At 60.4% G+C, this 13,170-nt stretch carries 12 protein-coding genes; 10 read left to right on the top strand and 2 right to left on the bottom strand.

The genetic code is table 11. The features are described from left to right. Positions 1–6 precede the first annotated feature (6 nt). Both trpE and TM5383_RS03150 read left to right on the top strand, forming a co-directional pair. Complete coding sequence (gene trpE / locus TM5383_RS03155) at positions 7–1,518, top strand: anthranilate synthase component I (RefSeq protein ID WP_058317608.1); 1,512 nt, start codon at positions 7–9, stop codon at positions 1,516–1,518. 75 nt (positions 1,519–1,593) lie between these two features. Continuing rightward, positions 1,594–2,139, top strand: a complete 546-nt coding sequence (locus TM5383_RS03150; protein WP_058317607.1) for a pseudouridine synthase — start codon at positions 1,594–1,596, stop codon at positions 2,137–2,139. A gap of 80 nt (positions 2,140–2,219) precedes the next feature. On the opposite strand, the gene TM5383_RS03145 is transcribed toward TM5383_RS03150, so the two are convergent. Further along, complete coding sequence (locus TM5383_RS03145) at positions 2,220–3,644, bottom strand: divergent polysaccharide deacetylase family protein (protein ID WP_143570320.1); 1,425 nt, start codon at positions 3,642–3,644, stop codon at positions 2,220–2,222. Between the two features lie 142 nt (positions 3,645–3,786). Here TM5383_RS03145 and TM5383_RS03140 point away from each other — a divergent pair, with 142 nt between their 5' ends. From TM5383_RS03140 to lexA, 7 genes are all read left to right on the top strand, one after another. Next, entirely contained in the window at positions 3,787–4,368 is a 582-nt protein-coding gene (locus TM5383_RS03140; RefSeq protein ID WP_058317754.1) for an anthranilate synthase component II, read from the top strand. A 2-nt stretch (positions 4,369–4,370) separates the two neighbouring features. Next, positions 4,371–5,393 (top strand): anthranilate phosphoribosyltransferase, encoded by a 1,023-nt coding sequence (trpD, locus tag TM5383_RS03135; RefSeq protein ID WP_058317753.1) that lies wholly within the window; start codon positions 4,371–4,373, stop codon positions 5,391–5,393. Positions 5,394–5,407: 14 nt separating this feature from the next. Next, positions 5,408–6,223: an indole-3-glycerol phosphate synthase TrpC gene (gene trpC, locus TM5383_RS03130; RefSeq protein ID WP_058317605.1), complete on the top strand. Its 816-nt coding sequence runs from the start codon at positions 5,408–5,410 to the stop codon at positions 6,221–6,223. Between the two features lie 2 nt (positions 6,224–6,225). Continuing rightward, positions 6,226–6,702, top strand: coding sequence for a cyclic pyranopterin monophosphate synthase MoaC (gene moaC / locus TM5383_RS03125; RefSeq protein WP_058317604.1), 477 nt, complete (start codon positions 6,226–6,228; stop codon positions 6,700–6,702). After that, the gene (locus TM5383_RS03120) at positions 6,699–7,595 is read left to right on the top strand and encodes a GIY-YIG nuclease family protein (protein ID WP_058317603.1); all 897 of its coding nucleotides are present in this window, start codon (positions 6,699–6,701) and stop codon (positions 7,593–7,595) included. Before moaC ends, TM5383_RS03120 begins: the two co-directional genes overlap by 4 nt. Continuing rightward, positions 7,592–8,776 (top strand): molybdopterin molybdotransferase MoeA, encoded by a 1,185-nt coding sequence (locus TM5383_RS03115; protein WP_058317602.1) that lies wholly within the window; start codon positions 7,592–7,594, stop codon positions 8,774–8,776. The genes TM5383_RS03120 and TM5383_RS03115 overlap by 4 nt, the downstream gene beginning before the upstream one ends. 82 nt (positions 8,777–8,858) lie before the next feature. After that, on the top strand, positions 8,859–9,554 hold the full coding sequence (gene lexA / locus TM5383_RS03110) for a transcriptional repressor LexA (RefSeq protein WP_058317601.1): 696 nt from the start codon (positions 8,859–8,861) through the stop codon (positions 9,552–9,554). A 6-nt stretch (positions 9,555–9,560) separates the two neighbouring features. Here the strand turns inward: lexA and TM5383_RS03105 are convergent, their stop codons facing one another. Further along, on the bottom strand, positions 9,561–11,597 hold the full coding sequence (locus TM5383_RS03105; RefSeq protein ID WP_231725017.1) for a ComEC/Rec2 family competence protein: 2,037 nt from the start codon (positions 11,595–11,597) through the stop codon (positions 9,561–9,563). Positions 11,598–11,674: 77 nt separating this feature from the next. Here TM5383_RS03105 and gltX point away from each other — a divergent pair, with 77 nt between their 5' ends. Then, the gene (gene gltX, locus TM5383_RS03100; RefSeq protein ID WP_058317599.1) at positions 11,675–13,075 is read left to right on the top strand and encodes a glutamate--tRNA ligase; all 1,401 of its coding nucleotides are present in this window, start codon (positions 11,675–11,677) and stop codon (positions 13,073–13,075) included. The last annotated feature ends 95 nt before the right edge of the window (positions 13,076–13,170 follow it).

The raw sequence follows: 13,170 nt of genomic DNA, 5'->3' as shown, positions 1-13,170 counted from the left end.
CGAACAGTGGACCTCATTCCCTCCTACGACGATTTCGCCCGCGCCTATGAGGCCGGTGAAAATCAGGTTGTATACGCACGCCTTGCCGCCGACCTCGACACGCCGGTATCGTTGATGCTGAAAATGACCGGCGCGCAGAAAGACGCCTTCATGCTTGAATCCGTGACCGGCGGTGAGGTGCGCGGGCGCTATTCGATCATCGGCATGAAACCAGATGTGATCTGGCGCTGTCACGGCGAACAATCGCAGATCAACCGCATGTCGCGCTTTGACCCGGATGCGTTTGAGGATCAGGCGGGCAACCCGCTGGACAATCTGCGTGCGCTCATTGCCGAGAGCAAGATTGACCTGCCCGACGACCTCCCCGCCGCTGCCGCAGGGCTGTTTGGCTATCTGGGCTATGACACCATCCGTCTGGTCGAACACCTGCCCAACGTGAACCCCGATCCGCTGGGCGTGCCCGATGCGGTGATGATGCGCCCATCGGTGGTCGCTGTGCTGGACGGCGTCAAAGGCGACGTAACCGTTGTGTCCCCCGTCTGGGCCAATGACGGCCAATCCGCCCGCGCCGCCTATGCGCAGGCCGCTGAACGGGTGATGGACGCGGTGCGCGATATGGAACGCGCCATGCCGCAGGCCAGTCGCGATCTGGGTGAGGCGGATGAAGTTGCGCCGCCGCAGTCCAACTTTGCCAAAGACGCCTATCTGGCCGCTGTTGAGAAGGCCAAGGACTATATCCGCGCAGGCGACATCTTTCAGGTGGTGCCCAGCCAACGCTGGACGCAGGATTTCACCCTGCCGCCCTTCGCACTTTACCGGTCGCTGCGCCGCACCAACCCGTCGCCGTTTATGTTCTATTTCAACTTTGGCGGCTTTCAGGTGGTGGGCGCCAGCCCGGAAATTCTGGTGCGCGTCTTTGACAACGAAGTCACCATTCGCCCCATCGCCGGCACCCGCCCCCGTGGCGCGACGCCTGCCGAGGATAAGGCGCTGGAAGCGGATCTGCTGGCCGATCAGAAAGAGCTGGCAGAGCACCTGATGCTGCTGGATCTAGGTCGCAACGATGTGGGCCGCGTCGCCAAGATCGGCACGGTAAAGCCGACCGAAGAGTTCATCATCGAACGCTACAGCCATGTGATGCACATCGTATCCAACGTGGTGGGTGAACTGGACGAAGGCAAGGATGCCGTGGACGCCTACTTCGCCGGTATGCCCGCAGGCACCGTTTCCGGCGCACCCAAAGTGCGCGCGATGGAAATCATCGACGAGCTGGAACCGGAAAAGCGCGGCATCTATGGCGGCGGTTTGGGCTATTTCAGTGCCGGTGGTGATATGGACATGTGTATCGCCCTGCGCACCGCGATTGTGAAGGATCAGAAGCTGTACATTCAGGCCGGGGGCGGCGTCGTCTATGACAGCGATCCAGAGGCGGAATTCATGGAAACCGTTCATAAATCCAACGCCATCCGTCGCGCAGCAGCGGATGCGGCGCGGTTTACCGGATCTGGCAACAGTTGATCTGTCGCGCTGGGGATGCCGCTATCGCGGCATGCCTCCGGCGGGAGTATTTTTGAACATTGAAAGGGGCGCGGCGTGACGCGGGTGATCCTGTTTAACAAGCCCTTTGATGTGCTGTCGCAGTTCACGGATCGTGGGACCGAGGGCAGCAAGCGCGCGACCCTGTCTGATCATATCGACGTGCCGAAGGTCTATCCGGCGGGGCGGCTGGATCGCGACAGCGAAGGCCTGATGGTGCTGACAGATAATGGCAAGCTGCAGGCCAAAATCTCCAACCCCCGTCACAAGATGACCAAAACCTATTGGGCGCAGGTTGAGGGCGAGATTTCCGACGAGGCGCTGGCGCGGCTTGCCAAAGGGGTAGAGCTGAAGGACGGCATGACCCGCCCTGCCCGCGCCGAACGGTTGGAGGCGCCAGAGGTCTGGGACCGCGTGCCGCCCATTCGTGTGCGCAAGAGCGTGCCTGATAGCTGGCTGCAACTGACCATTTCCGAGGGACGCAATCGTCAGGTTCGCCGGATGACCGCCGTTGTAGGCTTTCCCACCCTGCGGCTGATCCGCGTGCGCATCGGCGATTGGCATCTGGGACAGTTGCAACCGGGACAGTGGCGCGACGCCTGAATGGTATCCTGATAGTGAATTCAAAACAAAACCGGCCCGCACATGCGGACCGGTTTTTTGTTTTCTAACTGAGAGCGCGATCAGTTCTGCGCAGATGGCAACAACGCCGAGATCGGCGCCAGCGCCACGCGGGTTGCGCGGTCCTGTAGCCCCCAGAGGAGGAGCGCCGATATAGTCTCCGCCTGCAAACGCCCGACCATCACCACGCCTTCGGGCTGTTGGCGCGCCTTGAACGCAGCTTGATCGAGGAAGCGGCGCATCACCGTGGCCGACTGCCCCTTTCCATCAAAATCGCGGAAGACCGAGGCCGAAGGAACGCCGTTCTTGCTGGCCAGTTTCTGCGCCGTGTTCAGCCCCTTGGCAAAAAACACTGCGCCGTGGCCGGTTTCCTGCAACACGGCGGTCAGCTGATCTGACACCGCCTTATCTGACTGAAGGCCAGTGCCGTCCCCCTCCATCACTGCGACGACCTCTGGCAGTTCCCGCAGACCTGCGCGCAACAGGGTTTCCGTGTCACCTGCCGTGGCGCCCAGCGGGATGTCGGTCAATGCCATCACCTCAAACCCAGCCGCGCGGTATTGCTGCATGCGCGCCAGGGCCTCCACACTTGTCACATCAACGGCAAATGTCAGCGGATAGGGGAAGGCGGCCAGTGCTTCTAACCCCAGCGCATTGTCGCCGCGATCAATCAGGATGATCGACATCAGCGGTTTGCCATCAGGGTTTGAAAAAGGAACCGAAAACTTCTGCAAAGGGGTGTCTGCCGAGGGCGCCATTTCTGCGGCTTCCACAGCGGCCGCGACGGCCTCCTCCTTTGCCTCATCCTTATCGGTCAGGCGGGTCGCGGGGGTTCCGATACGTGGGGTTGTGTCTACCTCTTCGCCTACCTTTGGCAGCGCGGGACGCGGCGGCGCAGGATCAGGCACAGGCACAATCACCGCAGGTTCGCGAACACCGGACAGCTCAGGGCGCGCACCGGGGTCATCCTTGGGCGCCATTTCTTCGGTCGCGTCCGGTGCGTCCGGCGCAGGGATTTCGGTTGCAGGGACACTCGCGCCTGGCGCATCCACTGGGGATACCGGCCGCGCAGCGCCATTTGTCGCCGCCTCTGGCAGCGCATCCTCAGCCGGGGCTGCTTCTGGCGCGATCGGTGTGTCTGTCTGCGCGGGACTGTCATCATTGTCGCCCACTTGCGCTGGGGCGCTTTCACTGGCGTCAGAAGATGGTTGTGCTGGGGTTTCGTCTGTCACTTTGGGGCCCGTTGCGGCGGGCGCATCCTCAGCGTCGTCGCTGGTGTCAGCCGCCGCTTCTGCGACGGGTTGCTGATCACCCCCCTCACCCGCAGGCACCAAGGGTTCGGTCGCCACCGGATCCGCCTCTGGCATCGGATCTGTTCCCACGTCCGGCAACGGCGCATTCATCGTCTGCATCACCGATACGGTTGCCACACCACCCACGGCCACCACCGTGCCCAAGAGAAATCCACCTATCGTGCCCCGTGCCACATCTGCCCCCTCATGTTCTGCGATTAGGTCGTTTTCCGACCCTTTGACGCCCCTGCCCCCCTTGACGCTGGGGCGCAAGCCTGAACAAGTATACCGCGACTGAGGGGGCACACCAGCCCTGCCAAGAACAAAGATGGGCGCTATGCTGCTTCTGATCGATAATTACGACAGTTTTACCTACAATCTGGTTCATTACTTGGGCGAATTGGGCGCCGAAGTGGTGGTTAAACGCAATGATGCACTGGACGTGCAAGAGGCAATGGCGATGAACCCCGCCGGTATCCTGCTATCTCCGGGCCCCTGTGACCCGGATCAGGCAGGCATTTGCCTCGCGCTGACGCAGGCGGCGGCGGAAACCAAAACGCCCTTGATGGGCGTGTGTCTGGGCCATCAGACCATCGGTCAGGCCTTTGGCGGCAATGTTGTACGCTGCCATGAGATTGTGCATGGCAAAATGGGCACGATGCACCACGACAACCTCGGCCTGTTCAAGGGATTGCCCAGCCCGTTCGAGGCAACGCGCTATCATTCGCTGGTGGTGGATCGCGACACCCTGCCTGAGTGTCTGGAAATCACCGCCGCACTGGAAGATGGCACCATCATGGGCCTGCAACACCGTGAGTTGCCCATTCAGGGCGTGCAGTTCCACCCGGAATCGATTGCATCGGAACATGGGCACAAACTGCTGCAGAACTTCCTCGACATTATGAAGGCCCCGGCATGAAAATGACTGACAGTGCATCGCAGATCAAACCGCTGATTTTCGCCGCCTCCGAAGGCCCGCTGAGCCGCGCACAGGCCGACATGGCGTTTGAAATCATGTTCGAAGGCGGCGCTACCGCTGCACAACTGGGCGGCCTGCTGATGGCGATGCGTGCGCGCGGTGAATCGGTCGCCGAATACGCCGCCGCAGCCGCGCAGATGCGGGCCAAGGCCGTGTCAGTGACCGCCCCCGCAGGCGCGATCGATATCGTCGGCACTGGCGGTGACGGCATCGGCACGCTGAACATCTCCACCGCGACCGCCTTTGTTGTCGCAGGCGCGGGCGTGCCTGTTGCGAAACACGGCAACCGCAACCTCAGCTCCAAATCCGGCGCGGCTGATGCGCTAAGCGAGCTGGGTATTGACGTGATGGTGCAGCCCGATGTGGTCGAACGCGCCATCGACGAGGCAGGCATTGGTTTCATGATGGCACCGATGCACCATCCGGTGATGAAACACGTGATGCCAGTGCGTCAGGAACTGGGCTGCAAAACCATCTTTAACATCCTCGGTCCGCTGACCAACCCTGCCGGTGTGAAACGCCAGTTGACCGGCGCCTTTGCGGTCGACCTGATCTTCCCCATGGCGGAAACGCTGTTGGATCTGGGCAGTGAAAAGGCGTGGCTGGTACATGGGTCCGACGGCACGGATGAGCTGACCATCACAGGCACCACACAGGTGGCCGTGCTAGATCAGGGCAAAATCACTCCGCTGGAGGTCCACCCAGAGGATGCGGGCCTGCCCGTGCATCGCCTGCGCGACATCCTTGGCGGATCGCCCGCCGAAAACGCCACCGCCATGCGTGCGCTTCTGGCAGGGGAAACAGGCGCCTACCGCGATGCGGTTCTGCTGAACTCTGCCGCTGCGCTGATCGTTGCGGATAAGGTGAGCACCCTCAAAGAAGGCGTTGAAATCGCTGCCGAAAGCATCGACAGCGGCAAGGCCATGCAGGCGGTTGAAAAACTGGCCGCCATTACCACAGCTTGAAGGAAGACCCTGATATGAGCACCGGAACCGTTCTGGACAAAATCAAAGCCTACAAGCTGGAAGAAGTGGCCGCAGACAAGGCCGCCAAACCCCTAGCCGATGTCGAGGCAGAGGCGCGCGCCGCCTCGCCCGTGCGCCCCTTTGGTGCGGCGCTGGCCAAGGCCAACCGTCAGGGCTACGGGTTGATCGCAGAGGTGAAGAAAGCCAGCCCATCCAAGGGTTTGATCCGTGAGGATTTCAATCCCCCCGAACTGGCCAAGGCCTATGAGGATGGCGGTGCAACTTGCCTGTCCGTGCTGACCGACACCCCGTCGTTCCAAGGTGCGAAGGAATTTCTGGTCGCCGCCCGCGATGCCGTCAGCCTGCCGGTTCTGCGCAAGGATTTTATGTATGACACCTATCAGGTGGCCGAAGCCCGCGCGCTTGGGGCTGACTGCATCCTGATCATCATGGCCTCCGTCTCTGACGCGCAGGCGGCGGAACTGGAAGCGGCGGCATTTGACTGGGGCATGGACGCCCTGATCGAGGTGCATGACGCCGAAGAGCTTGAACGCGCGACGCATTTGAAATCGAACCTGATCGGCATCAACAACCGCAATCTCAAGACCTTTGAAACCACGCTGGACACCACCCGCCAGCTGTCGAAACTGGTGCCCGCAGATCGCATGCTGGTCAGTGAAAGCGGCCTCAACACGCCCGAGGATCTGGCCGATATGGCCCGCTACGGCGCCCGTACCTTCTTGATTGGTGAAAGCCTGATGCGCAACGACGACGTGGCCAGCGCCACCCGCCGCCTGTTGGCGAACCCGCTGACCGCTTCGGGAATGTGACTATGTCCGGCCTCACCCATTTTGACGCCAAGGGCGACGCCCATATGGTCGATGTTTCCGACAAGGCCGTTACCAGCCGCATCGCCACCGCGGCGGGCTGGATCCGCATGGCGGACACTACGTATCAGATGATCGCCGACGGCACCGCCAAGAAAGGCGATGTGCTGGGCGTGGCCCGTCTGGCCGGCATCATGGGTGCAAAGAAAACGCCCGACCTGATCCCGCTGTGCCACCCGCTGCCGGTGACCAAAGTGTCCGTTGACCTGACCCTAGATCCCGACCTGCCCGGCGTGCGGGTAGAAGCCACGGTGAAAACCACCGGCCAAACAGGGGTGGAGATGGAGGCGCTGACCGCTGTATCCACCGCGTCTCTCACGGTGTATGACATGATCAAAGCCGTTGATAAGGCAATGGAAATCGGCGGCATTCACGTCACTCTGAAAGACGGCGGCAAATCCGGCCGTTACACTGCTACATGAAGGGACGCTCTCTAGAACTCTTTTTCGTCGACGGCGACCCTGACGGGATGCTGACTGCGGAGGTGTTCAATTGGACGGGCCATGTCTTAAAATTGCCCCGCGCCCAAATCGCCGAAGGCCTGCGGCGCTCAGATGCCCAACGGACAGGCGTGTACGCGCTGCTTGGGACATTGGACGAAAAAAACGCAGTCTACATCGGCGAAACCGAAAACCTCGCGCAGCGTATCGCCGATCATGCGCGCGAAAAAGACTGGTGGGAGCATGCGGTCCTGATAACATCTTCAGATGATGGATTGCACAAAGCTCACGTTCGCTACCTCGAAAAACGAATGGTCGAGCTTGCGGCATCTGCCGAAGGCATAACCCTTGTGAATAGTAATGCGCCGGGCGGCGCCAGCTTAAATGAAGCGGCGACCTCAAACATGGAGCGCTTTCTTGAGAATCTTCAGATTGTGCTGCCTGCAATCAGAGTAGATATCCTAAACTCTCGTCGTCGACCGTCCGAAAGCAGACCGTCCGACGAACACGGCGACAGTGCTAGCATGACACGTTTCTACATGAGCGTTTCAAGACATGATATCAAAGCGGAAGCCATCCTTCAGGGAAACGAGTTCATCGTTCAAAAGGGTTCTCAATGTCGCCCAGAATGGATAGGTACGCGCGCACACAATGAAGGTTATGCCATTCGCCACGCCGAGTTCGTTGCGAAAGGTATCATCAAAGTCCAAGATGGCGTCGGCGAGTTCACCGAAAACTACGCATTCACAAGCCCATCTGCAGCCTCTACAGCTATCGCAGGACGTTCGGACAATGGTCGTCGCTCTTGGAGAACAGAGAGTGGCGTCAGCTACGCAGATTGGGAAACGCAACAACTATCGAAATCCGCACCATGATCCCTGTCGCCGACGCCCTCGCCCATCTGTTTGCCCTGACGCCCCGCTTGGGCAGCGAAACCGTGCCGCTGGTTCAGGCCGCTGGCCGCGTGTTGGCAGAGGAGGTCAGCGCCAAACGCACCCAGCCCCCCTTCGCCGCCTCTGCCATGGACGGCTACGCGGTGCACCGCGATGCGGTCGCGATCGGCGCGCAGTTCATCGTCGTCGGTGAGGCCGCCGCCGGACAGCGTTTCGACGGCACCGTTGGCGAAGGCGACGCAATCCGTATTTTCACCGGCGCGCCGCTGCCAGATGGCGATTTCTTCGTTGTGATCCAAGAGGATGTGGATCGAAACGCAGACACAATCACCATCGCCCGCGCCCCCGGTTCAAACGACAACATCCGCCCCGCTGGCGGCGACTTCACCGAAGGTACCGTGCTCAGCGCGCCTCGCATTCTCAGCCCTGCCGACATCGCCCTCTTGGCCGCGATGAACATCGCAGAGGTGCCCGTGGCCAAACGCCCCGACGTGGCGCTAATCTCCACCGGCAACGAATTGGTTATGCCCGGTGAAACGCCCGGGCCGGATCAAATAATCGCCTCCAACACCTTCGGCCTGAAGGCAATGCTGGACCAACACGGTGCGCATTGCCGCATCCTGCCCATCGCCCGCGATGACGTGGATAGCCTGAAAACCGCCTTTGATCTGGCAAAGGGCGCCGATCTGGTGATCACCATCGGCGGGGCCTCTGTTGGGGATCACGATCTGGTTGCGCCGGTCTTGGCGGACCTTGGCACGCAGCGCAGTTTTTACAAAGTAGCCATGCGTCCAGGCAAACCCCTGATGGCAGGTCAAATGCCACCGGAACACGGTGGCGCGATGATGATCGGCCTGCCAGGAAACCCTGTATCTGCAATGGTTTGCGGCGCGATTTTCCTACTACCTGTTGTGCGCGCCATGCAGGGTCTGCCGACGCAGGCGCAGCCGCGCAAAATAGCAACGCTGACGGCGGATCTGCGGTCAAACGGGCCGCGTGAACACTACATGCGCGCCCTTGTCACGGACGGCAAAATCACTGTGTTTGATCGTCAGGACAGCTCCCTCCTTTCTGTTTTGGCAGCGGCAAATGCGCTGGTGGTCTGCCCGCCAAATTCGGATGCAAAACCCGCTGGGTCAACGGTGGAATACATCGAATTTTAAATAACCGACGCGCCGCAGCGGTTGACACAAAACAAGAACATGAGTAGAACAAACCCAAACCATCAGGCAAAGGGTGCGTCTCATGTTGACCAAAAAACAGCTGGATCTGCTGCAGTTCATTCACAGTCGCGTGCAACAGGACGGCGTTCCACCCTCGTTTGATGAAATGAAAGAGGCGCTGGATCTTCGCTCCAAATCCGGCATTCATCGCCTGATCACCGCATTGGAGGAACGCGGGTTCATCCGCCGCCTAGCTCATCGTGCCCGCGCGATTGAGATTGTGAAACTGCCCGACAGCATGGGCGGTGATGCTGGTTTCCGCCCCAAGGTGGTTCAGGGGGGCAAGCCGGCAGCACCTGAAACGCCCGCCCCAAGTATTCCCGATAACCTGCATGCGCTGGAGCTGCCGGTGATGGGCCGCATTGCCGCCGGTGTCCCGATTGAAGCGATCAGCGAGGTCAGCCATAACATCGCCGTACCCGGATCCATGCTGTCGTCTGGCGGCGACCACTATGCGCTTGAGGTGCGCGGCGACTCTATGATCAATGCAGGCATTAATGACGGTGACGTGGTGATTATCCGCGAAACGCGTACTGCCGATGACGGCGATATTGTCGTTGCCTTGGTCGAGGATCAGGAGGCAACGCTGAAGACCCTGCGCCGCAAAGGAAACTCTATCGCGCTGGAAGCAGCGAACCCTGCCTATGAAACCCGCGTTCTGCCCTCTGACCTGGTCAAAGTGCAGGGTCGGCTGGTGGGGCTGATCCGCAGTTATTAACTGTCTCTAGGGATCGGTGATGGGCCAGTTCGACCACAACCGATCCCCGCTGATCGCGCGATCCGTGATGATCTGGGGCTGCGTGTCGATGTCATAGATTGCGACGCTCCCCTTGGTTGCTAGGGCGCGGCGGTCCATTTGGTAGCAAGGCAATTGCCTCTGCATCCACTGATCGCTGACGACCCAATCCCCTGCCCGACATGTCAGCTGTCGCGTTGCTCGCTTGCCCTTCGCCGTGAAGAGACGCCCATCTCCGACCACAATAACCTCGGGCCAAAGCGCCGCCGCATCGGCCTGCGTTCGTGGTGCACCATCATTTTCCAGCCAAACTTCTGCAACAAACCCCGTCCCACGCGGCGCGGAAAGGGCGCGACCTTGATCGGTCAAAATGCCGACCAAGGCCCCTTGATCTGCAATTAACAGGTCTGGCCGCACACCCTGCATCCAGACCACCAAGGCAACAGCAGCAGGCGCTACGCCCAGCCAACGCCCGCAGCCACGCCAGAAGAAAACCACCAACACCCCAAAACTTAACAACGGGATAACCACACTCGGCGGTGACATGACGTACCGCACTGACTGCGGATGATTTGCAATCCATTGCGCGACGGCCAGCACCCACTCGATCCCCAACCCCATCGCCCAAAGCGGCAACGCCTCTAGCCCGAAGGGCATCAAGATCACTGCCAGAACTGCGGCGGGCATGACGAATACGCCCATCAATGGCACCGTCGCGAGGTTTGCGATCAGCCCCATCTGCGACAACATATTGAAATGCGCCGCAGCTATCGGGGCTGTTGCCAGCCCTGCCACCGTTGACGAAAGCAACAGCGGCAACGCGCCGCCCACCACGGGCAGCCGCATCACGGCTGCGCCGCGCAGCAGTGAAAACACCACGACCAGTGATGTGGTCGCCGCAAACGACATCTGAAATCCAGGGCTGACCAACGCCTCTGGCCGCAGGGTCAACACAACCAAAGCCGCCAGCGCCACAGCCCGCAGCGTTAACGCACGCTGGTCCAGCATCACAGCGATCAACGCCATCGTCACCATGATAAAGGCGCGCTCTGTCGCGATCGCACCTCCTGATAGGGCAAGGTATCCGGCCGCCGCCAACAATGCAGCACCTGCGGACAGCTTTTTGATCGGCCAACGCAGCGCGATCCATGACGGACAAGACAGCAGCAACCGGATCAGCCAGAACACAAAACCGCTGACCAACCCCATGTGCAGACCGGAAATTGCCAAGAGATGGGCGAGGTTCGCACGGCGCAAATCCTCCACCCGCGCGTCTGGCAGGGAGGATCGGTCGCCAGTGATCAATGTGACAGCCACCGCGCCTGCATCACCGGGTAATGCAGCGCGAATCCGGGTGTTCAATATCTGACGCAGGCGCGACACAAGTGATCCCTGCCCCGGCTGCAGCAAAACAAGCGGGCTGCGCGTATAGCCAATGGCGCCAAGACGTTGGAACCACGCATGGCGGCGAAAGTCAAAGCCGCCCGGTTCCACCGCGCGGGGCGGCGGGCTGAGGTGGCCGGTCAGCATCACCCGCTGACCAATCTTGGGATCATGACCTGCGATTTTGGAATGCAGCGCCACGCGAACCCGTGTTGGGGCGGGATCAAAGCGGCCCGCCAATCCCACATCAGCCAAGGTGATCCGCACCGCGCCGGATGCGGATTGGTCCAGCGCCAGAACCCGTCCCTCAATCGGGCCATAATAACGCCCCTCCAGCACTGGACCGGCGACGTAATGCGCGCGCGCACTGGCAATCAGCACGCCCGCCCCAATTAACGCAGCGCCTAGAAAGAAAGGCGCCACTGCCAGCGGCACAATGCGACACAAGAACAACACCAGCATGACCGCCACAGCGACCACAGCCAGCCACGTCAGATCCGGTTCAAACCGCAGGGAAAAATAACCACCAATTCCGACGGCAAAACACACTGGCACCCAGCCAAACAGATGGCCGCGCTGCGCCAGCAGTGACGCCTCACACCGCCGCAGCACCCAAGCGAAGAAACCTAGAACGCGCGCCAAGCCTTGCCCCCCAAGCATCGCCTAGTTAGACAGGCCCAAACTTCGCATAACTTGCTTACCGAAAGGTTAATGCCCGCATGTCTTACAATGTCGTGACCCGTTTCGCCCCTTCGCCCACCGGCTTTCTGCACATCGGTGGCGCACGCACCGCGCTGTTCAACTGGCTCTTTGCTCGTGGTCAGGGCGGTAAGTTCCTGCTGCGGATCGAGGATACGGACCGCGAACGGTCGTCGCCTGAGGCGACGGCAGCAATCCTGAAAGGCATGGAGTGGCTGGGTCTGGACCACGATGGCGACGTGATCAGCCAGTTTGAACGCGCCGACCGCCACGCCGAGGTGGCGCATAAACTGCTGGCCGAGGGCAAAGCCTACAAGTGTTTCGCCACACAGGACGAAATCCAGGCCTTCCGTGACGAAGCCCGCGCCGCAGGCAAATCGACCCACTACCGTTCGCCCTGGCGCGATGCGGCGGAGGACACTCATCCTGATGCGCCCTACGTGGTACGGATCAAAGCGCCGCAGGACGGTGCGACCGTGATCCGCGATCAGGTTCAGGGCGATGTGACCATTAAAAACGACCAGCTGGACGATATGATCCTACTGCGTTCCGACGGGACGCCGGTTTATATGCTGGCGGTTGTGGTCGATGACCACGATATGGGTGTGACCCATGTGATCCGCGGCGATGACCACCTGAACAACGCTGCGCGTCAGATGATGATCTATGAGGCGATGGGCTGGGACGTTCCGGTCTGGGGTCACATCCCGCTGATCCACGGCGGTGACGGCAAAAAACTGTCCAAACGCCACGGCGCGCTGGGTGTCGAGGAATATCAGGCGATGGGTTACCCCGCCGCTGGTATGCGCAATTATTTGGCCCGTCTGGGCTGGAGCCACGGTGATGACGAATTTTTTACCGACGCGCAGGCGCAGGAATGGTTCGGTTTTGACGGCATCGGCAAATCTCCGGCCCGTTTTGATTTCAAAAAGCTGGAAAACCTGTGTGGTCAGCATATCGCGGCAACAGACGATGCTGCGCTGCATCAAGAATTGCAGGCATTTCTGGCCGCAACAGGCGCTGATGCCCTGTCTGACGCACAAAACGTAGTTCTACGTAAAGCGCTGTACTGCACCAAGACTGGCGCGAAGACTTTCCCGCAACTCGTTGAAAAATCTACCTTTGCACTGGTGTCGCGCCCAATCGAAGTCGAAGAGAAAGCGGCAAAACATCTGGATGATGTATCCCGTGGTATACTGAAGCAATTGACGCCGCATTTGCAAAATGTTAGCTGGAACCGTGACGAGCTGGAGGCAACCGCCAACCAGTTTGCAGAAGCGCAGGGGATGAAGTTCGGAAAATTGGCCGGACCATTGCGCGCCGCTCTTGCCGGCCGCGCAGCAACACCTAGCGTCTTCGACATGATGCTGGTCCTCGGGCAGGATGAAACCCTTGCCCGTCTGACCGACGCAGCCGGCTAAGACGGGCCAGATGGCCCGATACTTGAACTGCCGGAGGCCAAGACAAAAACAGCCACGCCGCGTGTCCCCACCAGGGGCACGCAGAGCCATGTGAT

The organism is Thalassovita mediterranea, from assembly GCF_001458435.1.
GTDB lineage: Bacteria > Pseudomonadota > Alphaproteobacteria > Rhodobacterales > Rhodobacteraceae > Thalassobius > Thalassobius mediterraneus.
This window is presented reverse-complemented; position numbering and strand designations above follow the sequence as displayed.